This window comes from Enterobacter sp. 22452 (assembly GCF_052045065.1).
GTDB lineage: Bacteria > Pseudomonadota > Gammaproteobacteria > Enterobacterales > Enterobacteriaceae > Enterobacter > Enterobacter mori.
Genome location: NZ_JBQEOB010000003.1, coordinates 98,140 through 120,967, shown reverse-complemented (window position 1 = coordinate 120,967; position 22,828 = coordinate 98,140). Strand labels below are relative to the sequence as shown.

Genomic DNA, 22,828 nt, shown 5'->3' with positions numbered 1-22,828 from the left:
AATGAAACTCTACAACCTTAAAGATCATAACGAGCAGGTCAGCTTCGCGCAGGCGGTAACGCAGGGGCTGGGCAAAAATCAGGGGCTGTTTTTTCCCCATGACCTGCCGGAATTTCAGCTGACCGACATCGACGAACTGCTGAAGCAGGACTTTGTCACCCGCAGCACTAAAATTCTGTCGGCGTTTATCGGCGACGAAATCCCGCAGGAGCTGCTGGAAGAGCGCGTGCGTGCGGCGTTTGCTTTCCCGGCACCGGTGAAGCAGGTTGAGCCTGACGTTGGCTGCCTGGAGCTGTTCCACGGCCCGACGCTGGCGTTCAAAGACTTCGGTGGCCGCTTCATGGCGCAGATGCTGACCCACATCAGCGGCGACAAACCGGTGACCATCCTGACCGCGACATCCGGCGATACCGGTGCGGCGGTGGCTCACGCGTTCTACGGACTGAAAAACGTCCGCGTAGTGATCCTCTACCCGAAAGGCAAAATCAGCCCGCTGCAGGAAAAACTGTTCTGTACGCTCGGCGGCAACATTGAAACCGTGGCGATTGACGGCGATTTCGATGCCTGCCAGGCGCTGGTCAAGCAGGCCTTCGACGACGAAGAGCTGAAGGTCGCCCTGGGGCTGAACTCAGCTAACTCCATCAACATCAGCCGTCTGCTGGCGCAGATTTGCTACTACTTCGAAGCGGTGGCGCAGCTGCCGCAGGAAGCACGTAACCAGCTGGTGGTTTCCGTACCAAGCGGTAACTTCGGCGACCTGACGGCGGGCCTGCTGGCGAAATCTCTGGGTCTGCCGGTGAAACGCTTTATCGCCGCCACCAACGCCAACGACACCGTGCCGCGCTTCCTGAAAGATGGGAAGTGGGCGCCGAACGCCACGCAGGCGACACTCTCTAACGCAATGGATGTATCGCAGCCAAACAACTGGCCGCGCGTGGAAGAGCTGTTCCGCCGTAAGATCTGGCGTCTGGGTGACCTGGGTTACGCTGCGGTGACGGATGAAACCACCAAAGCGACCATGCGCGAGTTAAAAGCGGTGGGGTACACCTCTGAACCGCACGCGGCGATTGCTTACCGCGCGCTGCGCGATCAGCTCAATCCAGGTGAATATGGCCTGTTCCTGGGCACTGCGCATCCGGCGAAGTTCAAAGAGAGCGTGGAAGAGATCCTGGGCGAAACGCTGTCGCTGCCGAAAGAGCTGGCCGAGCGTGCCGACCTGCCGCTGCTGTCTCATGAATTGCCGGCAGATTTTGCCGCGCTGCGTAAGTTGATGATGGTTCGAGCGTGATTTTTGTCGGGTGGCGGCTACGCCTTACCCGACNGGCCGGGTAAGGCGTAGCCGATACCCGGCTTTTTTATGGAGAAATTAAGGAGAAAAAAAGCAGGAAAAAAGTAGAAATTCCCAATAAATGCGGTCACTTAGCGTTTAGGATTGCAGAGAATAACATCCCCCGTTCCCCTCGCGTAATCTCCTTACATCGGCCCACGTTGGGCAAGTATAAGAAGGAGTCACCTATGTCTACCCTGAAACCCGCACTCATCGCGCTTTCACTGATGCTGGTCGCTCCCATGGCGGTACAGGCATCCGAAATCACCCTCGTCCCTGCGGTAAAACTGCAGATTGGCGACCAGGATAACAACGGACATTACTGGGACGGCGGTCGCTGGCGCGACCACGACTGGTGGAAGGCGCACTATGACTGGCGCGATAACCACTGGCGTCCGCATGATGAAAAGCGTAAGCATGACAATCGCCATGATGACCATCACCACGATGACCGCCGCGACGACCGCGGCCCGGACTGGAAACACCATTAATGCAAAACCCCGCCATCTGGCGGGGTTTGTTTTTACTGCTCGTGGCGTTTAAACACCAGCTCGCCTTTCCCTGACGCGTCTTCGTCAAAGAAATAACCTTCGCTGTTAAATCCGGTCAGCTGCTCCGGCTTCGTCAGGCGGTTCTGGATGATGTAGCGGCTCATCAACCCGCGTGCTTTCTTGGCGTAGAAGCTGATCACTTTGAACTTACCGTTCTTCTCGTCGAGGAACACCGGTTTGATGATCTCTGCATCCAGCTTTTTCGGTTTCACTGACTTGTAGTATTCGTCGGAGGCCAGGTTAATTACCACGTTATCGCCCTGGGCGCGCAGCGCCGCGTTCAGCTTGTCGGTAATGATATCGCCCCAGAAATGGTACAGATCTTTGCCTTTGGTGTTTTCCAGGCGGATACCCATCTCCAGACGATACGGCTGCATCAGGTCCAGCGGGCGCAGTACGCCGTACAGGCCTGACAGCATACGCAGATGCTGCTGGGCAAAATCGAAATCGGCTTCGCTAAAATCTTCCGCCTGCAGGCCGGTATAGACATCACCTTTAAAGGCCAGAATCGCCTGGCGAGCGTTAGCCGGGGTGAAATCCGGGTGCCATTCGTGAAAGCGGGTCGCGTTCAGATCGGCCAGCTTGTCGCTGATGCTCATCAGCGAGGCGATTTGCGGCGCAGAGAGTTTACGCGCTTCGTGGATCAGCTGTTGCGAGTAGTCCAGCAGTTCTGGCTGGGTATAGCGCTCGGTGGCGAGCGGGCTCTGGTAATCGAGCGTTTTTGCAGGTGAAATCAGAATCAGCATATCCAGTCCTTGCAGGAAATTTAGAGCGACTTTAGCAAAAAATCGCCCTGAATTGATCGATAGCTGTTATTGCCGCGGCAAATCATCCCAGGAGCCGGGGGCAATTTGCGCCTCAATTTCGGGGTAGCGGGTGGGATCAAACACGGGTTTAAGGCCCAGCTTGCGCTGACGCAGATAGTCCTGAGCAATGAGCGTCACCACCGGAGAAAGCAGCAAAATTGCCGTCAGGTTGGTGATCGCCATCAGCGCCATAATCACGTCCGCCAGTTGCCAGACCACCGGCATGCTGAGCAGGGCGCCCGTCATTATCATGGCGATGACACCTACGCGAAGCACGTTGCGCGAATGTCGCGAGTCAAGCTTCAGGAAGATCAGGTTGTTCTCCGCGTAGAGATAGTTCACCGTGATCGAACTAAACGCAAAAAGACCCACGATCAATGAGACAAAACCGGCTCCCCAGCCACCCACAAGATTGACCAGCGCCTGCTGAACCAGCTGTATCCCGACGGTGCCAGAGGGATGGGGAAGGGGCCCCGACAGCAGAATGATCATCGCGCTGGCGGAGCAGATAATAATGGTGTCCGTGAACACACCAATCATCTGCACAATGCCCTGCGCCGCAGGATGGGGAGGCCAGGACGCCGCCGCCGCCGCTGCGTTGGGCGTTGAACCCATACCGGCTTCGTTCGAGAACATGCCCCGCTGAAACCCTGCCGTGAGTGCCTGACTGACGGTGTAACCCAGCGCGCCCGAGGCCGCTTCGCGCCAGCCGAACGCGCTCTTAAAGATAGCGGCGATAACGTCCGGAAACTGATCGATGTGCAGTACGGTCACGAACAGACTGGCGGCTACCCACAGGAGGGCCATAATCGGAACCAGCCACTGCATCAGGCGGGCCACGCCTTTGAGACCGGCATATATCGTCAGCAGGGTGAGAAGCGCTAAAACGGCACCGGTTATCCATTCCGGGCAGGCAAAGGCATATCGCATGGCATGCGCCACGGAGTTTGCCTGGACGGTGTTAAAAATCAGGCCATAGGCGATCAGTAAGAAGAGCGAAAACAGGACGCCCATCCAGCGCATTCCCAGTCCACGGGCCATATACCAGGCCGGACCGCCGCGAAACTGACCGTTTTTGTCTTTCTCTTTATAGAGTTGAGCGAGCGAGCATTCAGCGAACGAGGTCGCCATGCCGATAATCGCCGTGGCCCACATCCAGAATACGGCGCCAGGCCCCCCCGCACTGATGGCCAGCGCAACGCCCGCCAGATTACCGCTTCCGACCCGCGCGGCGAGACTGGTGCAGAGCGCCTGAAATGAGGTTAATCCGCCCGGCTGTGGGGTGAGGCTATTTTTCAGACTTCTGCCAAATTTGCGAATATAACGAAACTGGATAAAACCACTGCGCAGCGTGAACCAAATACCTGCTCCCAGGAGCAGATATATCATTATCGAACCCCAGAGAATTTCGTTAATAAAGAACAGGAAATCAGGCATTAACGTCCCTCTTGTTGATGCCAAAGTGAATATGTAAGCGCTACCACTGATTGGACATGCTGTTGATTAGCAGCCTGTTAATATTCTGAGTTTATCATACTCTGCCTAAGCGCACTGTCTGCGGTTGCGCTGCCTCTCACTCGTGTTATCATCAGGGCAGACCGGTTACATCCCCCTAACAAGTAAACCTGTCATTTTTCCGCTGCAGGCATGCTGTCGGTAGCGTGAATTATCCAGGGCACGTTAAAAGAGAAACACTATCATGACGGATAAATTGACCTCCCTTCGTCAGTTCACCACTGTCGTAGCTGACACCGGAGATATCGCGGCAATGAAGCTGTACCAGCCGCAGGATGCCACAACCAACCCTTCTCTGATCCTTAACGCCGCACAGATCCCTGAGTATCGCAAACTGATTGACGACGCTGTGACCTGGGCGAAAGCACAGAGCAACGACCGCGCGCAGCAGGTTGTGGACGCTACCGACAAGCTGGCAGTGAACATCGGTCTGGAAATCCTGAAACTGGTTCCTGGCCGTATCTCTACCGAAGTGGATGCACGTCTCTCCTACGACACCGAAGCGTCTATCGCGAAAGCGAAACGTCTGATCAAAATGTACAACGATGCTGGCATCAGCAACGACCGTATCCTGATCAAACTGGCTTCTACCTGGCAGGGCATCCGCGCTGCAGAGCAGCTGGAAAAAGACGGTATCAACTGTAACCTGACCCTGCTGTTCTCCTTCGCGCAGGCGCGCGCATGTGCAGAAGCAGGCGTATACCTGATTTCTCCGTTCGTGGGCCGTATTCTGGACTGGTACAAAGCCAACACCGACAAGAAAGAGTACGCACCGGCTGAAGATCCAGGCGTGGTTTCTGTTACTGAAATCTACGAATACTACAAACAGCACGGCTATGAGACCGTGGTTATGGGCGCAAGCTTCCGTAACGTCGGTGAAATCATCGAGCTGGCTGGCTGTGACCGCCTGACCATCGCCCCTGCGCTGCTGAAAGAGCTGGCAGAGAGCGAAGGCGCGCTTGAGCGTAAACTGTCCTACACCGGTGAAGTGAAAGCACGCCCAGAGCGCATCACTGAATCCGAGTTCCTGTGGCAGCACAACCAGGATCCAATGGCAGTAGACAAACTGGCGGACGGTATCCGTAAGTTTGCTGTTGACCAGGGCAAACTGGAAAAAATGATCGGCGACCTGCTGTAATCATTCCGCGTGACCGGGCTCCCGGTCACGCCTCTTACCCCCGCTTCTGTCTGAATTTCCTCTCTGCGTGTATCATTCCCTTAAACAGTACTTTTTGAATGGAATGGATATGAATACCTTACGCATCGGCCTGGTGTCGATTTCTGACCGCGCCTCCAGCGGTGTTTATCAGGATAAAGGCATCCCCGCTCTTGAAGAGTGGCTGGGCAGCGCGCTGACCACCCCGTTTGAGATCCAGACTCGCCTGATCCCGGACGAGCAGCCGATCATCGAGCAGACCCTGTGTGAACTGGTGGATGAGATGAGCTGTCATCTTGTGCTGACGACGGGCGGTACCGGCCCCGCGCGCCGCGACGTGACGCCGGACGCGACGCTGGCGATTGCCGATCGCGAAATGCCGGGCTTCGGTGAACAGATGCGGCAGATCAGTCTACACTTTGTTCCGACGGCCATTCTTTCCCGCCAGGTGGGGGTGATCCGCAAGCAGGCGTTGATCCTGAACCTGCCGGGCCAGCCGAAGTCGATCAAAGAGACGCTGGAAGGGCTGAAAGCAGAAGATGGCAGCGTCATTGTGCACGGTATCTTTGCAAGTGTACCGTATTGTATACAGCTGCTTGACGGTCCCTATGTGGAAACCGATGAAAAAGTGGTAGCAGCTTTTCGTCCTAAAAGCGCTCGCCGCGAAACAATCTCCTGAAAATAACGAAAGTGTGACATTAGCGTCAGCCGCAGTAGCGTGTAAACGGATTTACGATATAGTAATTTTTTCTTTACGATTGCTGTAAAAATAAATCCACAACACACGCATAATGGTTCGCTATGTCACATAACACCCGACCTCTGAATCGACAGGACTACAAAACCCTCACGCTTGCGGCCTTAGGTGGCGCGCTGGAATTTTACGATTTCATCATCTTTGTCTTCTTCGCCGCCGTGGTGGGGGAACTCTTCTTCCCGGCGGATATCCCGGAATGGCTGCGTCAGGTGCAAACCTTCGGCATTTTTGCCGCCGGGTATCTGGCGCGTCCGCTGGGTGGCATTGTGATGGCGCACTTTGGCGATCTGGTCGGGCGTAAGAAGATGTTTACCCTCAGTATCCTGCTGATGGCCGTGCCCACGCTGGCTATTGGTCTGCTGCCCACCTATGCCTCGATGGGTATCCTTGCGCCGTTGCTGCTATTGCTGATGCGTATTCTTCAGGGGGCGGCCATCGGGGGTGAAGTTCCAGGAGCGTGGGTATTTGTGTCCGAGCATGTGCCTGCCCGTCGCATCGGGATCGCCTGTGGAACCTTAACCGCGGGGCTCACCGTCGGGATCTTACTGGGGTCGGTGGTGGCGACGATTGTGAATACCAGCATGACGCAACAGGCCGTTCATGAGTGGGGCTGGCGTCTTCCGTTCCTGCTGGGCGGGGCGTTTGGCCTGGTGGCGATGTACCTGCGCCGCTGGCTGCAGGAGACGCCGATATTCCTGGAAATGCAGCAGCGCAAAGCGCTGGCGGATGAGCTGCCGGTGAAGGCGGTTGTGGTGCGCCATAAAAAAGCGGTGGTGGTGTCGATGCTGCTCACCTGGCTGCTCTCGGCGGGCATTGTCGTGGTGATATTAATGTCCCCGGTGTGGTTGCAAAAGCAGTACGGTTTCGCCCCTGCCGTGACGTTACAGGCGAACAGTATCGCGACAATCATGCTCTGCTTTGGCTGTCTTGCCGCCGGGCTGGCGGCGGATCGGTTTGGGGCCAGCGTTACCTTTATCGTCGGCAGCCTGTTGCTGGCCGCGTCGAGCTGGGCATTTTACCATCTGGCGGGCAGCCATCCAGAACAGCTGTTCCTGCTGTACGGCGTGGTAGGGCTGTGCGTGGGCGTCGTGGGTGCGGTGCCTTACGTGATGGTGCGAGCCTTCCCGCCGGAAGTTCGTTTCAGCGGTATCTCTTTCTCTTACAACGTGTCGTATGCCATTTTCGGTGGACTGACGCCGATTGTGGTGACGGTATTGATGGGCGTGTCTCCCATGGCTCCGGCCTGGTACGTGCTGGCGCTCTCGCTGATGGGGCTGGGATTAGGGATTTGGCTGAGGCAGACGCGGGGATGTCGTGCCCGCGAGGCGGGCACGACAGAGGGATCAGTGTTTTTCACCAATCGGTAGAATGGTGCGGCCGAACTGTTCGTTCAGCACTTCACCCATAGCCAGGTAGATAGCGCTTGCGCCGCACACCAGGCCAATCCAGCCCGCAACGTGTACGATGCCTTCGTTATCCACCAGGTGGCCGATGGCCAGCAGGGCGAACAGCACGGTCAGGCTCAGGAAGACGAACTGCAGCGCGCGGTTACCTTTCAGGGTGCCGAAGAACATGAACAGGGTGAACACGCCCCACAGACCCAGGTAAACGCCCAGGAAATGCGCGTTTGCCGCATCTGCCAGGCCCATTTTAGGCAGCAGCAGAATGGCAACCAGCGTCAGCCAGAAAGAGCCGTAAGAGGTAAAGGCGGTTAAGCCGAAGGTGTTGCCTTTCTTATATTCCAGCAGGCCCGCGAAGATTTGCGCGATACCGCCGTAAAAAATGCCCATCGCCAGAATAATGCCATCCATCGGGAACATCCCGATGTTGTGCAGGTTCAGCAGGATAGTGGTCATGCCAAAACCCATCAGGCCCAGCGGAGCCGGATTAGCCAACTTAGTGTTGCCCATAAGTCCTCAAAAAAATCATCATTTATATGGTGAAATGGTTAAACCCGCGTCAATACTCCCTGACGGGGCGCGGCATAATAAGGGGCGCAATCGATGCCGTCTATGATCTCATCAGGGGGAAATTAAAATTTTTTTTATACGTCCCCCTTGATGGATGCCGTTGCGACCCCATCTTGTAAGCAACCGCAGTGTGTGGACCTGAAAAAAATCAAATCTGGGCAGTTGAAAAAGCACGTTCTGCCCTTATTACAGGTACACAACCACATGTTGACTGAATTTTTAGTGGAGACGTTTAGATGGGTAAAATTATTGGTATCGACCTGGGTACTACCAACTCTTGTGTAGCGATTATGGATGGCACTACTGCACGTGTGCTGGAGAACGCCGAGGGCGATCGCACCACGCCTTCTATCATTGCTTATACCCAGGATGGTGAAACTCTGGTTGGTCAGCCGGCTAAACGTCAGGCAGTGACAAACCCGCAAAACACCCTGTTTGCGATCAAACGCCTGATTGGCCGCCGCTTCCAGGACGAAGAAGTTCAGCGTGACGTTTCCATCATGCCTTACAAAATCATCGCAGCAGATAACGGCGATGCATGGCTTGATGTGAAAGGCACCAAAACTGCACCACCGCAGATTTCTGCTGAAGTGCTGAAGAAAATGAAGAAAACCGCTGAAGATTACCTGGGTGAGCCGGTAACTGAAGCTGTTATCACCGTACCTGCCTACTTCAACGATGCTCAGCGTCAGGCAACCAAAGATGCTGGCCGTATCGCAGGTCTGGAAGTAAAACGTATCATCAACGAACCAACCGCCGCTGCACTGGCTTACGGTCTGGATAAAGAAGTTGGCAACCGCACTATCGCGGTTTACGACCTGGGTGGTGGTACCTTCGATATCTCTATTATCGAAATTGACGAAGTTGACGGCGAAAAAACCTTCGAAGTTCTGGCAACCAACGGTGATACCCACCTGGGTGGTGAAGACTTCGATACCCGTCTGATCAACTACCTCGTTGACGAGTTCAAGAAAGATCAGGGCATTGACCTGCGTAACGATCCGCTGGCGATGCAGCGCCTGAAAGAAGCCGCTGAGAAAGCGAAGATCGAGCTGTCTTCCGCTCAGCAGACCGACGTGAACCTGCCGTACATCACTGCAGACGCGACCGGTCCTAAACACATGAACATCAAAGTGACCCGTGCAAAACTGGAAAGCCTGGTAGAAGACCTGGTGAACCGTTCCATCGAGCCGCTGAAAGTTGCCCTGCAGGACGCTGGCCTGTCCGTGTCTGACATCCAGGACGTTATTCTGGTGGGTGGTCAGACCCGTATGCCAATGGTTCAGAAGAAAGTGGCTGAGTTCTTCGGTAAAGAGCCACGTAAAGACGTTAACCCGGACGAAGCGGTCGCAATCGGTGCTGCGGTTCAGGGTGGCGTACTGACCGGTGAAGTGAAAGACGTACTGCTGCTGGACGTTACCCCGCTGTCTCTGGGTATCGAAACCATGGGCGGTGTGATGACTGCGCTCATCAACAAAAACACCACCATCCCAACGAAACACAGCCAGGTGTTCTCTACCGCTGAAGACAACCAGTCTGCGGTAACCATCCATGTGATTCAGGGTGAGCGTAAGCGTGCGGCGGATAACAAATCTCTGGGTCAGTTCAACCTGGACGGTATCAACCCGGCACCGCGCGGCATGCCGCAGATCGAAGTGACCTTCGATATCGATGCTGACGGTATCCTGCACGTGTCTGCGAAAGACAAAAACAGCGGTAAAGAGCAGAAGATCACCATCAAGGCATCTTCTGGCCTGAACGAAGCGGAAATCGAAAAAATGGTTCGTGATGCCGAAGCTAACGCGGAATCCGACCGTAAATTCGAAGAGCTGGTTCAGACCCGCAACCAGGGTGACCATCTGCTGCACAGCACCCGTAAGCAGGTTGAAGAAGCAGGCGATAAACTGCCAGCGGAAGACAAGACTGCTATCGAAGCTGCACTGACTGCGCTGGAAACCTCACTGAAAGGTGAAGATAAAGCGGATATCGAAGCGAAGATGCAGGAGCTGGCACAGGCTTCCCAGAAGCTGATGGAAATCGCTCAGCAGCAGCACGCTCAACAGCAGGCGGGCGCTGATGCATCTGCGAACAACGCGAAAGACGACGACGTTGTCGACGCTGAGTTCGAAGAAGTGAAAGACAAAAAATAATCGCCCTTTGAACGGGTAATTACTGGCACGGGCGAAGAGGTTTCCTCTCCGCCCGTGCACGCATGTTAGGGGCAGATAAAAAAGATGGCTAAGCAAGACTATTACGAGATTTTAGGCGTTTCCAAAACAGCGGAAGAGCGTGAAATCAAAAAGGCGTATAAGCGCCTGGCCATGAAATTCCACCCGGACCGTAACCAGGGTGACAAAGAGGCTGAAGCCAAATTTAAAGAGATCAAAGAAGCCTACGAAGTCCTGACCGATGCACAAAAACGTGCGGCCTATGACCAGTATGGTCACGCAGCCTTTGAACAGGGTGGCATGGGTGGCGGTGGATTCGGTGGCGGCGGCTTTGGCGGTGGCGCTGATTTCAGCGATATCTTTGGCGATGTGTTCGGCGATATCTTCGGCGGTGGGCGTGGTCGTCAGCGCGCAGCGCGCGGCGCGGACCTGCGCTATAACATGGATCTGACGCTGGAAGAGGCCGTTCGCGGCGTCACCAAAGAGATCCGCATCCCGACGCTGGAAGAGTGTGATGTGTGCCACGGCAGCGGCGCGAAAGCGGGTACGCAGCCACAGACCTGTCCAACCTGTCACGGTTCCGGTCAGGTGCAGATGCGTCAGGGCTTCTTCGCGGTACAGCAGGCCTGTCCGCACTGTCACGGTCGCGGTACGCTGATTAAAGATCCGTGCACCAAATGCCACGGCCACGGTCGCGTTGAGAAAACGAAAACCCTGTCCGTTAAAATCCCGGCTGGCGTTGATACGGGCGACCGCATCCGTCTGGCAGGTGAAGGCGAAGCGGGCGAGCATGGCGCACCGGCAGGCGATCTGTACGTTCAGGTTCAGGTGAAGCAGCACGCAATTTTTGAGCGTGAAGGCAACAACCTGTACTGCGAAGTGCCGATCAACTTCGCGATGGCGGCGCTGGGCGGTGAAATCGAAGTACCGACGCTGGATGGTCGCGTAAATCTGAAGGTACCAGGCGAAACTCAGACCGGCAAACTGTTCCGCATGCGCGGGAAAGGCGTTAAATCCGTTCGCGGTGGTGCGCAGGGTGACCTGCTGTGCCGCGTCGTCGTGGAAACGCCGGTTGGCCTGAACGACAAGCAGAAACAGTTGCTGAAAGAGCTGCAGGAAAGCTTTGGCGGCCCGACGGGTGAGAAAAACAGCCCGCGCTCCAAAAGCTTCTTCGATGGCGTCAAAAAATTCTTCGATGATTTAACGCGCTAATCCGTTAGCTGTTAAGTGTCCTTAAAAAGCCCGGAAGCGATTCCGGGCTTTTTCTATTTGAAGGTATAGCTCGGTAAAACTGAATCTATACTCAATATTAATCTGTTTTTGCCGAGTTGTTTGGCTTGGTATTATGGTTTTATCGAGGTATTGTTGTAAAAGAGAGAACTTAAATGAAATTACTACACCGTTTCTTTAGCAGTGAAGCGTCCGGTGGCGTGATCCTGATTATTGCTGCAGCTGCCGCGATGGTGTTGGCGAATTTAGGATTAACGCGCGATCTCTACCATGCATTTCTGGAAACGCCCGTTGAGCTGAAGGTCGGGGCGCTGGAAATCAACAAGAACATGCTGCTGTGGATCAACGATGCGCTGATGGCGGTGTTTTTCCTGCTGGTGGGGCTTGAGGTCAAGCGTGAACTGGTGTTGGGCTCGCTTGCCAGCCGTCAGCGTGCCGCATTCCCGGTGATTGCCGCGCTCGGTGGGATGGTCGTTCCGGCGCTGCTCTTCCTGGCCTTCACCTGGCAGGATCCGATGGCGCGCCACGGCTGGGCTATTCCGGCTGCGACGGATATTGCCTTTGCCCTCGGGGTATTAGCCCTGCTGGGTAGCCGCGTGCCGGTGGCGCTAAAAATCTTCCTGATGGCGCTGGCGATCATCGATGACCTGGGCGCTATCGTGATTATCGCGCTGTTCTACACCAGCGATCTGTCAATCCTGTCGCTGAGCGTGGCTGCTGGGGCGATTGCGGTGCTGGCACTGCTGAACATCTTTAACGTCCGCCGCATTGGTATCTACATCCTGGTGGGGATGGTGCTCTGGACGGCGGTGCTGAAATCGGGCGTGCATGCCACGCTGGCGGGTGTAATTGTGGGCTTCCTTGTGCCGCTTAAGCCGCAGGAGGGCAAATCTCCGGCAAAACAGCTGGAGCATGTGCTGCATCCGTGGGTCGCCTTTATGATCCTGCCGCTGTTTGCGTTTGCCAACGCGGGCGTTTCCCTCGGCGGCGTGACGCTGGACGGGCTGACATCCGTGCTGCCGCTGGGCATCATTGCTGGTTTGTTTATCGGTAAGCCATTGGGGATCAGCCTCTTTTGCTGGCTGGCGATTAAACTGAAGCTGGCGTCTTTACCGAATGGCACTACGTTTAAGCAGATTATGGCCGTGGGCGTGCTCTGCGGAATCGGGTTTACCATGTCGATCTTTATCTCGACGCTGGCGTTTGGGGCGCATGCGCCTGAGCTTATCGTCTGGGCAAAACTCGGCATTCTTATCGGGTCATTACTGGCTGCGGTCATCGGTTATACCTTGTTGAAGGCAAAATTGCCCGGACAGGCTGTTCAGGCATAACAGGAAACCGGGAGGAGGGGCTCCTTCTCCCGATACACAATCAGGGAGAGAACACGCGATGTCTCATTTAAATTACAACCATCTGTACTACTTCTGGCACGTCTATAAACAGGGCTCGGTGGTGGGGGCGGCAGAGGCGCTCTACCTGACGCCGCAAACCATCACCGGGCAAATCAAGGCGCTTGAAGAGCGTCTGCAGGGCAAGCTGTTCAAGCGTAAAGGTCGCGGCATTGAACCCAGCGAACTGGGCGAGCTGGTGTTTCGCTATGCGGACAAGATGTTCACCCTGAGCCAGGAGATGCTGGACATCGTCAACTACCGCAAAGAATCGAACCTGCTCTTTGACGTGGGTGTGGCGGATGCGCTGTCGAAACGGCTGGTGAGCGGCGTGCTGGATGCGGCGGTGGTAGAAGACGAGCAAATCCACCTGCGCTGCTTTGAATCCACGCACGAGATGCTGTTGGAACAGCTGAGTCAGCATAAGCTGGACATGATTATCTCGGACTGCCCGATCGACTCCACCCAGCAGGAAGGGCTGTTCTCAGTAAAAATTGGCGAATGCGGCGTCAGCTTCTGGTGCATTAACCCGCCACCGGAAAAACCGTTCCCCGCGTGCCTTGAAGAGCGTCGCCTGCTGGTGCCGGGAAGGCGCTCCATGCTCGGACGCAAGCTGTTAAACTGGTTTAACTCGCAGGGGCTGAACGTGGAAATACTCGGTGAGTTCGACGACGCTGCGTTAATGAAAGCCTTTGGCGAAGCGCATAACGCGATCTTCGTTGCGCCAACGCTGTACGCGCACGATCTCTATTCAGACGACAAGATTACGGAGATTGGCAGGGTAGATAACGTGATGGAGGAGTACCACGCGATATTCGCCGAAAGAATGATTCAGCACCCGGCGGTGCAGCGTATCTGCAACCGTGATTACTCGGCACTGTTTACGCCACCGGCAATCTGAAGGCATAAAAAAACCCGCGTTAAGCGGGTTCTTTAAACAAGCAACAACAAGTAGCGATTAAGCCAGTTTGTTGATCTGCGCGGTCAGGTTTGCTTTATGACGCGCTGCTTTGTTTTTGTGGATCAGACCTTTAGCAGCCTGACGATCCACGATTGGTTGCATTTCGTTAAATGCGTTCTGCGCTGCAGCTTTGTCGCCAGCTTCGATTGCTGCGTATACTTTCTTGATGAAAGTACGCATCATAGAGCGACGGCTTGCGTTGTGCTTACGAGCCTTTTCAGACTGAACGGCACGTTTCTTAGCTGATTTGATATTAGCCAAGTCCAACTCCCAAATATGTTCTATGTGGACAATTCAAAGGCCGAGGAATATGCCCTCTTTGCCTTCTTTTGTCAATGGATTTGTGCAAATAAGCGCCGTTAATTAGCGACGCTACGTTACGTAGTGATGGCGCAGGATTCTACCAGCTTGTCTTCCGTGAATACAGCCTTTCGGCATAAAAATCGCAGTTCCCGGACAGATTTTTTCGCTGTGAAAGGTCAGCCTGATGAAATCATTACGGCTTTCTGTTTTGCGTGAACAATCGCCGGTTAACCTTAACCGCTGTACAAGGTATACTTTGGCGATTTTCACTGTTTTGAGCCAGACATGAAGCTGATACGCGGCATACATAATCTCAGCAAAGCCCCGCATGGGTGCGTGCTGACCATTGGTAATTTCGACGGCGTGCATCGTGGTCATCAGGCGCTGTTGCAGGGATTGCGTAAAGAAGGGGAGGCCCGTGGCCTGCCCGTTGTGGTGATGATTTTTGAGCCGCAGCCGCTTGAGCTGTTTGCGGGCGAAAAGTCTCCCGCCCGTCTGACTCGCCTGCGCGAGAAATTGCGCTACCTGGCAGAGTCCGGCGTGGACTACGTATTGTGCGTGCGTTTCGATCGCCGCTTTGCCGCGCTGACAGCACAAACGTTTGTCAGCGACCTGCTGGTGAAGCGTCTTGGCGTGCAGTTTCTTGCCGTGGGTGATGATTTCCGCTTTGGCGCTGGTCGTCAGGGCGATTTCTTGCTATTACAGAAGGCTGGTCTGGAGTACGGATTTGACGTCACCAGCGCAATGACTTTCTGTGAAGGCGGCGTTCGCGTCAGCAGCACGGCGGTACGCCAGGCGCTGGCCAATGATGAACTGGACACCGCAGAAAACTTGCTGGGTCATCCGTTCACCATCTCTGGCCGCGTGGTGCATGGCGATGCGCTGGGCCGCACGATAGGTTTCCCGACGGCGAATATACCGCTGCGTCGTCAGGTCTCCCCGGTTAAAGGGGTGTATGCGGTAGAAGTGGCAGGACTGGGCGATAAACCGTTTTACGGCGTCGCCAATATCGGCACGCGTCCTACCGTTGCCGGTGTGCGTCAACAGTTAGAAGTGCACCTGCTGGACGTTGTAATGGACCTTTATGGTCGCCATATAGATGTAATACTGCGTAAAAAGATACGCAACGAGCAGCGATTTGGTTCGCTGGATGAACTCAAAGCGCAAATTGCGCGAGATGAATTGACGGCCCGCGAGTTTTTTGGGCTTTAGAACCGGCTTAACTGCCTACGTGATAAATACGGAACCGAGAATCTGATGAGTGACTATAAATCAACCCTGAATTTGCCGGAAACAGGGTTCCCGATGCGCGGCGATCTCGCCAAGCGTGAACCGGGAATGCTGGCGCGTTGGACCGATGATGACCTGTACGGCATCATTCGTGCAGCCAAAAAAGGCAAAAAAACCTTCATTCTGCATGATGGCCCTCCATATGCGAATGGCAGCATTCATATTGGTCACTCGGTTAACAAGATTCTGAAAGACATTATCGTGAAGTCCAAAGGCCTCACGGGATATGACTCGCCTTACGTTCCGGGCTGGGACTGCCACGGTCTGCCGATCGAGCTGAAAGTGGAGCAAGAGTTTGGCAAGCCGGGTGAGAAGTTCACCGCCGCCGAGTTCCGTGCGAAGTGCCGCGAATACGCCGCGACGCAGGTTGACGGTCAGCGCGCTGACTTCATCCGTCTGGGCGTGCTGGGCGACTGGTCGCACCCGTACCTGACCATGGACTTCAAAACCGAAGCCAACATCATCCGTGCGCTGGGTAAAATCATCGGTAACGGACACCTGCACAAAGGCGCGAAGCCGGTGCACTGGTGCGTGGACTGCCGCTCTGCGCTGGCAGAAGCGGAAGTGGAGTATTATGACAAAACCTCTCCATCTATCGACGTGGCGTTCCATGCCGTCGATCAGGATGCGGTGAAGGCTAAATTTGGCGTCTCCTCCGTTAACGGCCCGATCTCTCTGGTGATCTGGACCACCACCCCGTGGACCCTGCCTGCAAACCGCGCGATCTCCCTGTCCGGTGAGTTCGAATACGCGCTGGTGCAGATTGACGGTCAGGCGGTTATCCTGGCGAAAGATCTGGTTGAAAGCGTGCTGAAACGCGCGCACATCGCCGACTACACCGTGCTGGGCACCGTGAAAGGCGACGCGCTGGAGCTGATGCGCTTCAAGCACCCGTTCCTGGACTTCGACGTTCCGGCGATCCTGGGCGACCACGTAACGCTGGAAGCGGGTACCGGTGCAGTACATACCGCCGGTGGCCACGGTCCTGACGACTACAACATCAGCCTGAAATACGGTCTGGAAATCGCTAACCCGGTTGGTCCGGACGGCTCTTACCTGCCAGGCACCTACCCGGCGCTGGACGGTATCAACGTCTTCAAAGCGAACGACATCATCGTTGACATGCTGCGCACCAGCGGCGCGCTGCTGCACGTTGAAAAAATGCAGCACAGCTATCCGTGCTGCTGGCGCCACAAGTCGCCGATCATCTTCCGTGCGACCCCGCAGTGGTTCGTCAGCATGGATCAGAAAGGCCTGCGCGAGCAGTCTCTGAAAGAGATCAAAGGCGTGCAGTGGATCCCTGACTGGGGCCAGGCGCGTATCGAATCCATGGTGGCTAACCGTCCTGACTGGTGTATCTCCCGTCAGCGTACCTGGGGCGTGCCGATGTCTCTGTTCGTACATAAAGAGACGCAGGAGCTGCACCCAAACACGCTGGAACTGATGGAAGAAGTGGCGAAGCGCGTCGAAGTTGACGGCATTCAGGCGTGGTGGGATCTCGACTCGCGCGACATCCTGGGCGCTGACGCAGACAGCTACGAGAAAGTGCCGGATACCCTGGACGTGTGGTTCGACTCCGGGTCTACCCACTCCTCCGTGGTTGATGTGCGTCCTGAGTTTGCCGGTCATGCTGCCGACATGTATCTGGAAGGCTCTGACCAACACCGCGGCTGGTTCATGTCATCCCTGATGATCTCCACCGCCATGAAAGGTAAAGCACCTTACCGCCAGGTACTGACTCACGGCTTCACCGTGGATGGTCAGGGCCGTAAGATGTCCAAGTCCATCGGTAACACCGTTTCTCCGCAGGATGTGATGAACAAACTGGGCGCAGACATTCTGCGTCTGTGGGTGGCATCCACCGATTACACCGGCGAAATGGCGGTGTCTGACGAGATCCTGAAACGTGCTGCCGACAGCTATCGTCGTATCCGTAACACCGCGCGCTTCCTGCTGGCGAACCTGAACGGGTTCGATCCGGTGAAAGATATGGTGAAACCGGAAGAGATGGTCGTGCTGGACCGCTGGGCGGTAGGCTGCGCGAAAGCGGCGCAGGACGATATCCTGAAAGCCTATGAGTCTTACGACTTCCACGAAGTGGTGCAGCGCCTGATGCGCTTCTGCTCCATTGAGATGGGCTCGTTCTACCTCGACATCATCAAAGACCGCCAGTACACCGCGAAAGCGGACAGCGTGGCGCGTCGTAGCTGCCAGACCGCGCTGTTCCACATTGCAGAAGCGCTGGTGCGCTGGATGGCACCGATCATGTCCTTCACCGCGGATGAAATCTGGGGCTACCTGCCGGGCGATCGTGAGAAGTATGTCTTCACGGGCGAGTGGTACGAAGGTCTGTTCGATCTCTCCAGCACTGAAGCAATGAACGACGCCTTCTGGGACGAGCTGCTGAAAGTGCGCGGCGAAGTGAACAAGGTTATCGAGCAGGCGCGTGCTGACAAGAAAGTCGGTGGCTCTCTGGAAGCGGCAGTGACCCTGTACGCGGAACCGGAGCTGGCGGCAAAACTGACCGCGCTGGGCGATGAATTACGATTTGTCCTGTTGACCTCCGGTGCGAAAGTTGCGGATTATGCCGACGCTACTGCTGATGCTCAGCAGAGCGAACTGCTCAAAGGCCTGAAAGTCGCACTGAGCAAAGCCGACGGTGAGAAATGCCCGCGTTGCTGGCATTACACCACCGATGTTGGCCAGGTGGCGGAACACGCAGACATCTGCGGACGCTGTGTAAGCAACGTCGCCGGTGACGGCGAAAAACGTAAGTTTGCCTGATGAGTAAAACTCTCTGTTCAACAGGACTGCGCTGGCTGTGGCTGGTTGTGGTGGTGCTGATTATCGATCTGGGCAGCAAATTCCTGATCCTCCAGAATTTTGCTCTGGGGGATACGGTTCCGCTGTTCCCGTCGCTTAACCTGCACTACGCCCGCAACTACGGCGCGGCGTTCAGTTTCCTTGCCGACAGCGGTGGCTGGCAGCGCTGGTTCTTCGCGGGTATCGCTCTCGGTATCTGCGTGATCCTGGCGGTGCTGATGTACCGCTCGAAGGCCACGCAAAAGCTGAATAACATCGCCTACGCGCTGATCATTGGCGGCGCGCTGGGTAACCTGTTTGACCGCCTGTGGCACGGCTTTGTGGTCGATATGATCGACTTCTACGTCGGCGACTGGCACTTCGCGACCTTTAACCTGGCCGATACGGCAATTTGTATCGGTGCGGCGTTAATCGTGCTGGAAGGCTTCTTGCCTAAACCCGCCGCGAAAGAGCAGGCGTAACAAAACCAGCCGGGTGGCGCTGTGCTTACNGCGCAGCGCCACCCGGCACACAGGCGAGACAACATTAAAGAGCAATGTGTATGTCTAAATCCGTACAGAGCAACAGCGCGGTTCTCGTTCACTTCACGCTGAAGCTGGATGACGGCTCCACGGCTGAATCCACCCGCAATAACGGCAAACCGGCCCTGTTTCGTCTTGGCGATACCTCACTTTCTGAAGGTCTTGAGCAACAGCTTCTGGGTCTGAAAGAGGGCGAGAAAAAAGCGTTTTCGCTGGAGCCGGATGCGGCATTTGGCGTGCCAAGCCCGGACCTGATCCAGTATTTCTCGCGCCGTGAGTTCATGGACGCGGGTGAACCGGAAATCGGGGCGATTATGCTCTTTACTGCTATGGACGGCAGCGAAATGCCTGGCGTGATCCGCGAAATCAACGGCGACTCTATCACCGTCGATTTCAACCATCCGCTTGCCGGGCGTACCGTTCATTTTGATGTCGAAGTGCTGGAGATCGATCCGGCACTGGAGGAGTAAAATGCAGATCCTGTTGGCTAACCCGCGCGGCTTCTGCGCCGGTGTAGACCGCGCTATCAGCATTGTTGAAAACGCGCTGGAGATTTACGGCGCGCCGATTTATGTGCGTCACGAAGTGGTGCATAACCGCTACGTGGTCGACAGCCTGCGCGAGCGCGGCGCAATCTTTATTGAGCAGATCAGCGAAGTGCCGGACGGTGCGATCCTGATCTTCTCCGCGCACGGCGTCTCTCAGGCGGTACGCAACGAGGCGAAAAGCCGCGATCTGACCGTATTCGATGCCACCTGTCCGCTGGTGACAAAAGTGCATATGGAAGTGGCGCGCGCCAGCCGTCGTGGTGAAGAGTCGATTCTGATTGGCCATGCCGGTCATCCGGAAGTTGAAGGCACCATGGGACAGTACAGTAACCCGGAAGGGGGGATGTATCTGGTCGAGTCGCCTGAAGATGTCTTTACGCTGAACGTGAAAAACGAAGCGCGACTGTCGTTTATGACCCAGACCACGCTCTCCGTAGACGATACCTCTGACGTGATTGACGCCCTGCGCCAGCGCTTCCCGAAAATCGTCGGGCCGCGTAAGGATGACATCTGCTACGCCACCACTAACCGTCAGGAAGCGGTGCGTGCGCTGGCTGAACAGGCGGATGTGGTGCTGGTTGTCGGCTCCAAAAACTCCTCTAACTCTAACCGTCTGGCCGAACTGGCGCAGCGGATGGGGAAAGCAGCGTTTCTGATTGACGATGCGACGGACATTCAGGAAGCGTGGGTCAAAAATGCGGCCTGCGTTGGCGTTACCGCAGGCGCTTCCGCGCCGGATATCCTGGTGCAGAACGTGATTACCCGTCTGCAGGAGCTGGGCGGTGGCGACGCGGTTCCGCTGGAAGGGCGCGAAGAGAACATCGTGTTTGAAGTTCCGAAAGAACTGCGAATTGATGCCCGCGAAGTGGAATAATCCCTCTTCTGATGAAAGGCCAGCACCTCCTGTGCTGGCCTTTTTTTTACCCGTTACTTTATCGTGACCACAAAATCATGTCTTTTACTGATATTTAAGTCGGTTTCACGTTAAATTCTAATTATCGGTGTTTTCAGTTGGCAGCCTCAGCGAAGGCTGGTTAATCTGAAAACGGTTTACATCATTTTAACGTAAGAGAATAACTATGCATGATGCACAGATCCGTGTCGCTATTGCGGGCGCGGGTGGACGTATGGGCCGTCAGCTGATTCAGGCGGCGCTACAGATGGATGGTGTGGCACTTGGCGCGGCGCTGGAGCGTGAAGGTTCATCACTACTTGGCTCCGATGCGGGTGAGCTGGCGGGCGCAGGCCACACGGGCGTAACCGTGCAGAGCAGCCTGGATGCGGTAAAAGGTGACTTTGATGTGTTCATCGATTTCACGCGCCCTGAAGGCACATTGAACCACCTTGCGTTTTGCCGTCAGAACGGTAAAGGGATGGTGATTGGCACTACCGGTTTTGACGACGCGGGTAAACAAGCCATTCAGGAGGCATCAAACGAGATTGCGATCGTCTTCGCTGCCAACTTTAGCGTAGGTGTTAACGTGATGCTGAAGCTGCTGGAAAAGGCGGCGAAAGTGATGGGCGACTATACCGACATTGAAATTGTTGAAGCGCATCACCGCTATAAAGTCGACGCGCCATCAGGCACAGCGCTGGCAATGGGCGAAGCGATTGCTTATGCAATGGATAAAGATTTAAAAGACATCGCGGTCTATTCTCGCGAAGGTCATACGGGCGAACGCGTTCCGGGAACCATTGGCTTCGCAACTGTGCGAGCAGGCGATATCGTCGGCGAACATACCGCGATGTTCGCCGATATCGGCGAACGCGTAGAGATCACGCATAAGGCATCTAGCCGAATGACATTTGCAAATGGCGCAGTGCGCTCCGCGTTGTGGTTGAAAGGCAAACGTAATGGTCTTTTTGATATGCGAGATGTGCTCGATCTCAACAATTTGTAAGCATTATTACCCATCGTGATGTGGTTATTGCAGTCGTAATGTATTGATTGCATAGGGCAATAATTTATTGCCCTTTTATTTTATCTTCTTTGTTTGTGTTTTTCTGTTAAAGCTTTAAAATACTGTCTCTTCTCTCTTTTTTGCGTTGCGTAATTGTAAATTTTGACCATATGGTCCACTTTTTATTAGCCCGCGCACGAAATTCCCATTAAACTTACCGCGCAAGCGTTTTCCAGAATGATTTGCCTGATCTTTTTGCCCCTTAAATCGCATTCCAGCCGCCAGGCTCGCAAAAGAATAAACAAAATATCCGTTTTGAGTTGACTTTTACCCACCAAATCCCCAGAATGCCGCCGTTTGCCAAAAATCCGCTGGCAACACATTTGCATTGATTTATGACGTGGTTGTGAATTAATATGCAAATAAAGTGAGTGAATATTCTCTGGAGGGTGTTTTGATTAAGTCAGCGCTATTGGTTCTGGAAGACGGAACCCAGTTTATCGGTCGGGCCATAGGGGCAACAGGTTCGGCGGTTGGGGAAGTCGTTTTCAATACTTCAATGACCGGTTATCAAGAAATCCTCACTGATCCTTCCTATTCTCGCCAAATCGTTACTCTTACTTATCCTCATATCGGCAATGTCGGCACCAATGCTGCTGACGAAGAATCTTCTCAGGTACATGCGCAAGGCCTGGTCATCCGCGACCTGTCGCTGATTGCCAGCAACTTCCGCAATACCGAAGACCTCTCTTCTTACCTGAAGCGCCATAACATTGTGGCGATTGCCGATATCGATACCCGTAAGTTAACGCGTCTGCTGCGCGAGAAGGGTGCACAGAACGGCTGCATCATCGCGGGTGACAACCTCGATGCGACGCTGGCGCTGGAAAAAGCGAAAGCCTTCCCGGGCCTGAACGGCATGGACCTGGCGAAAGAAGTGACTACCGCTGAGGCCTACAGCTGGACGCAGGGTAGCTGGACGCTGGAAGGCGACCTGCCGGAAGCGAAAAAAGAGAGCGAGCTGCCGTTCCACGTGGTGGCCTACGATTTCGGCGCCAAGCGCAACATCCTGCGCATGCTGGTTGACCGCGGCTGCCGCCTGACGGTGGTTCCGGCACAAACGTCTGCCGAAGACGTGCTGAAGATGAATCCGGACGGTATTTTCCTGTCCAACGGTCCTGGTGACCCGGCGCCGTGCGATTACGCCATCGCCGCCATCAAGTCCTTCCTGGAAACCGACATCCCGGTATTCGGCATCTGCCTTGGCCATCAGTTGCTGGCGCTGGCGAGCGGTGCGAACACCGTTAAGATGAAGTTCGGCCACCACGGTGGTAACCACCCGGTGAAAGACATCGATAACAACACGGTGATGATCACCGCGCAGAACCACGGCTTTGCCGTTGATGAAGCCTCTATGCCGGCTAACCTGCGCGTGACTCATAAGTCGCTGTTCGATGGCACCCTTCAGGGCATTCATCGTACCGATAAGCCAGCTTTCAGCTTCCAGGGCCACCCTGAAGCCAGCCCGGGCCCACACGACGCCGCGCCGCTGTTCGATCACTTCATCGAACTTATCGAGCAATACCGTAAGACCGCTAAATAATCAGGAGCCG

At 55.2% G+C, this 22,828-nt stretch carries 20 protein-coding genes and 1 pseudogene; 17 read left to right on the top strand and 4 right to left on the bottom strand.

The features are described 5' to 3' along the window. The first annotated feature begins 1 nt into the window (after window position 1). Window positions 2-1,288 carry a threonine synthase gene (gene thrC, locus ACTJJA_RS10410; RefSeq protein ID WP_420984822.1) on the top strand — a complete coding sequence of 429 codons (1,287 nt, stop codon included), beginning with the start codon at window positions 2-4 and terminating at the stop codon, window positions 1,286-1,288. Window positions 1,289-1,515: 227 nt separating this feature from the next. Beyond that, window positions 1,516-1,818 carry a DUF2502 domain-containing protein gene (locus ACTJJA_RS10405; RefSeq protein WP_089599221.1) on the top strand — a complete coding sequence of 101 codons (303 nt, stop codon included), beginning with the start codon at window positions 1,516-1,518 and terminating at the stop codon, window positions 1,816-1,818. A gap of 32 nt (window positions 1,819-1,850) precedes the next feature. Here the strand turns inward: ACTJJA_RS10405 and yaaA are convergent, their stop codons facing one another. Both yaaA and ACTJJA_RS10395 read right to left on the bottom strand, forming a co-directional pair. Continuing rightward, complete coding sequence (gene yaaA / locus ACTJJA_RS10400; protein ID WP_420984823.1) at window positions 1,851-2,624, bottom strand: peroxide stress protein YaaA; 774 nt, start codon at window positions 2,622-2,624, stop codon at window positions 1,851-1,853. A 66-nt stretch (window positions 2,625-2,690) separates the two neighbouring features. Beyond that, window positions 2,691-4,121, bottom strand: coding sequence for an alanine/glycine:cation symporter family protein (locus tag ACTJJA_RS10395; RefSeq protein ID WP_440667832.1), 1,431 nt, complete (start codon window positions 4,119-4,121; stop codon window positions 2,691-2,693). 262 nt (window positions 4,122-4,383) lie between these two features. Between ACTJJA_RS10395 and tal the strand changes: the two genes are divergently transcribed. From tal to ACTJJA_RS10380, 3 genes are all read left to right on the top strand, one after another. Next, entirely contained in the window at window positions 4,384-5,337 is a 954-nt protein-coding gene (gene tal, locus ACTJJA_RS10390) for a transaldolase (protein ID WP_010427077.1), read from the top strand. A 109-nt stretch (window positions 5,338-5,446) separates the two neighbouring features. Further along, window positions 5,447-6,034 (top strand): molybdopterin adenylyltransferase, encoded by a 588-nt coding sequence (mog, locus tag ACTJJA_RS10385; RefSeq protein ID WP_431139690.1) that lies wholly within the window; start codon window positions 5,447-5,449, stop codon window positions 6,032-6,034. A gap of 122 nt (window positions 6,035-6,156) precedes the next feature. Beyond that, complete coding sequence (locus ACTJJA_RS10380) at window positions 6,157-7,479, top strand: MFS transporter (RefSeq protein WP_440667830.1); 1,323 nt, start codon at window positions 6,157-6,159, stop codon at window positions 7,477-7,479. Here the strand turns inward: ACTJJA_RS10380 and satP are convergent. Next, window positions 7,456-8,022 carry an acetate uptake transporter gene (gene satP, locus ACTJJA_RS10375; protein ID WP_010427072.1) on the bottom strand — a complete coding sequence of 189 codons (567 nt, stop codon included), beginning with the start codon at window positions 8,020-8,022 and terminating at the stop codon, window positions 7,456-7,458. The two genes, ACTJJA_RS10380 and satP, sit on opposite strands and share 24 nt — an antisense overlap. A 296-nt stretch (window positions 8,023-8,318) precedes the next feature. Here satP and dnaK point away from each other — a divergent pair, with 296 nt between their 5' ends. From dnaK to nhaR, 4 genes are all read left to right on the top strand, one after another. Beyond that, window positions 8,319-10,232, top strand: coding sequence for a molecular chaperone DnaK (gene dnaK / locus ACTJJA_RS10370; protein WP_010427070.1), 1,914 nt, complete (start codon window positions 8,319-8,321; stop codon window positions 10,230-10,232). Window positions 10,233-10,316: 84 nt separating this feature from the next. Beyond that, window positions 10,317-11,462: a molecular chaperone DnaJ gene (gene dnaJ / locus ACTJJA_RS10365; RefSeq protein ID WP_010427068.1), complete on the top strand. Its 1,146-nt coding sequence runs from the start codon at window positions 10,317-10,319 to the stop codon at window positions 11,460-11,462. A 173-nt stretch (window positions 11,463-11,635) separates the two neighbouring features. Further along, window positions 11,636-12,811 carry a Na+/H+ antiporter NhaA gene (nhaA, locus tag ACTJJA_RS10360; RefSeq protein ID WP_420984827.1) on the top strand — a complete coding sequence of 392 codons (1,176 nt, stop codon included), beginning with the start codon at window positions 11,636-11,638 and terminating at the stop codon, window positions 12,809-12,811. A gap of 58 nt (window positions 12,812-12,869) precedes the next feature. Then, the gene (gene nhaR, locus ACTJJA_RS10355) at window positions 12,870-13,769 is read left to right on the top strand and encodes a transcriptional activator NhaR (protein ID WP_003856462.1); all 900 of its coding nucleotides are present in this window, start codon (window positions 12,870-12,872) and stop codon (window positions 13,767-13,769) included. A gap of 57 nt (window positions 13,770-13,826) precedes the next feature. On the opposite strand, the gene rpsT is transcribed toward nhaR, so the two are convergent. Beyond that, window positions 13,827-14,090, bottom strand: coding sequence for a 30S ribosomal protein S20 (gene rpsT, locus ACTJJA_RS10350; protein ID WP_003856458.1), 264 nt, complete (start codon window positions 14,088-14,090; stop codon window positions 13,827-13,829). Window positions 14,091-14,191: 101 nt separating this feature from the next. On the opposite strand from rpsT, the pseudogene ACTJJA_RS10345 reads away from it, so the two are divergent. The 8 genes and pseudogenes from ACTJJA_RS10345 to carA all read left to right on the top strand — a co-directional run bounded on the left by ACTJJA_RS10345 (window position 14,192) and on the right by carA (window position 22,818). Then, window positions 14,192-14,410: pseudogene (locus ACTJJA_RS10345) on the top strand (DUF2575 domain-containing protein). Window positions 14,411-14,417: 7 nt separating this feature from the next. Beyond that, window positions 14,418-15,344 (top strand): bifunctional riboflavin kinase/FAD synthetase, encoded by a 927-nt coding sequence (gene ribF / locus ACTJJA_RS10340; RefSeq protein ID WP_010427064.1) that lies wholly within the window; start codon window positions 14,418-14,420, stop codon window positions 15,342-15,344. A gap of 45 nt (window positions 15,345-15,389) precedes the next feature. Continuing rightward, entirely contained in the window at window positions 15,390-18,206 is a 2,817-nt protein-coding gene (gene ileS / locus ACTJJA_RS10335; RefSeq protein ID WP_429167739.1) for an isoleucine--tRNA ligase, read from the top strand. Further along, the gene (gene lspA, locus ACTJJA_RS10330; protein WP_048975056.1) at window positions 18,206-18,706 is read left to right on the top strand and encodes a signal peptidase II; all 501 of its coding nucleotides are present in this window, start codon (window positions 18,206-18,208) and stop codon (window positions 18,704-18,706) included. The genes ileS and lspA overlap by 1 nt, the downstream gene beginning before the upstream one ends. An 80-nt stretch (window positions 18,707-18,786) precedes the next feature. After that, a complete protein-coding gene (fkpB, locus tag ACTJJA_RS10325; protein WP_015572634.1) occupies window positions 18,787-19,236 on the top strand; it encodes an FKBP-type peptidyl-prolyl cis-trans isomerase in 450 nt (149 codons plus the stop codon). A gap of 1 nt (window position 19,237) precedes the next feature. Continuing rightward, the gene (gene ispH, locus ACTJJA_RS10320) at window positions 19,238-20,188 is read left to right on the top strand and encodes a 4-hydroxy-3-methylbut-2-enyl diphosphate reductase (protein WP_010427054.1); all 951 of its coding nucleotides are present in this window, start codon (window positions 19,238-19,240) and stop codon (window positions 20,186-20,188) included. Between the two features lie 205 nt (window positions 20,189-20,393). Further along, window positions 20,394-21,215 (top strand): 4-hydroxy-tetrahydrodipicolinate reductase, encoded by an 822-nt coding sequence (dapB, locus tag ACTJJA_RS10315; RefSeq protein ID WP_440667823.1) that lies wholly within the window; start codon window positions 20,394-20,396, stop codon window positions 21,213-21,215. Between the two features lie 454 nt (window positions 21,216-21,669). After that, window positions 21,670-22,818, top strand: a complete 1,149-nt coding sequence (gene carA, locus ACTJJA_RS10310) for a glutamine-hydrolyzing carbamoyl-phosphate synthase small subunit (RefSeq protein WP_440667822.1) — start codon at window positions 21,670-21,672, stop codon at window positions 22,816-22,818. Window positions 22,819-22,828 lie beyond the last annotated feature (10 nt).

What these genes read in the sequence shown, in the direction of transcription:
- thrC (WP_420984822.1), top strand. Translation starts at nt 2, where the DNA reads ATGAAACTCTACAACCTTAAAGATCATAACGAGCAGGTCAGCTTCGCG.
- ACTJJA_RS10405 (WP_089599221.1), top strand. Translation starts at nt 1,516, where the DNA reads ATGTCTACCCTGAAACCCGCACTCATCGCGCTTTCACTGATGCTGGTC.
- yaaA (WP_420984823.1), bottom strand. Translation starts at nt 2,624, where the DNA reads ATGCTGATTCTGATTTCACCTGCAAAAACGCTCGATTACCAGAGCCCG.
- ACTJJA_RS10395 (WP_440667832.1), bottom strand. Translation starts at nt 4,121, where the DNA reads ATGCCTGATTTCCTGTTCTTTATTAACGAAATTCTCTGGGGTTCGATA.
- tal (WP_010427077.1), top strand. Translation starts at nt 4,384, where the DNA reads ATGACGGATAAATTGACCTCCCTTCGTCAGTTCACCACTGTCGTAGCT.
- mog (WP_431139690.1), top strand. Translation starts at nt 5,447, where the DNA reads ATGAATACCTTACGCATCGGCCTGGTGTCGATTTCTGACCGCGCCTCC.
- ACTJJA_RS10380 (WP_440667830.1), top strand. Translation starts at nt 6,157, where the DNA reads ATGTCACATAACACCCGACCTCTGAATCGACAGGACTACAAAACCCTC.
- satP (WP_010427072.1), bottom strand. Translation starts at nt 8,022, where the DNA reads ATGGGCAACACTAAGTTGGCTAATCCGGCTCCGCTGGGCCTGATGGGT.
- dnaK (WP_010427070.1), top strand. Translation starts at nt 8,319, where the DNA reads ATGGGTAAAATTATTGGTATCGACCTGGGTACTACCAACTCTTGTGTA.
- dnaJ (WP_010427068.1), top strand. Translation starts at nt 10,317, where the DNA reads ATGGCTAAGCAAGACTATTACGAGATTTTAGGCGTTTCCAAAACAGCG.
- nhaA (WP_420984827.1), top strand. Translation starts at nt 11,636, where the DNA reads ATGAAATTACTACACCGTTTCTTTAGCAGTGAAGCGTCCGGTGGCGTG.
- nhaR (WP_003856462.1), top strand. Translation starts at nt 12,870, where the DNA reads ATGTCTCATTTAAATTACAACCATCTGTACTACTTCTGGCACGTCTAT.
- ribF (WP_010427064.1), top strand. Translation starts at nt 14,418, where the DNA reads ATGAAGCTGATACGCGGCATACATAATCTCAGCAAAGCCCCGCATGGG.
- ileS (WP_429167739.1), top strand. Translation starts at nt 15,390, where the DNA reads ATGAGTGACTATAAATCAACCCTGAATTTGCCGGAAACAGGGTTCCCG.
- lspA (WP_048975056.1), top strand. Translation starts at nt 18,206, where the DNA reads ATGAGTAAAACTCTCTGTTCAACAGGACTGCGCTGGCTGTGGCTGGTT.
- fkpB (WP_015572634.1), top strand. Translation starts at nt 18,787, where the DNA reads ATGTCTAAATCCGTACAGAGCAACAGCGCGGTTCTCGTTCACTTCACG.
- ispH (WP_010427054.1), top strand. Translation starts at nt 19,238, where the DNA reads ATGCAGATCCTGTTGGCTAACCCGCGCGGCTTCTGCGCCGGTGTAGAC.
- dapB (WP_440667823.1), top strand. Translation starts at nt 20,394, where the DNA reads ATGCATGATGCACAGATCCGTGTCGCTATTGCGGGCGCGGGTGGACGT.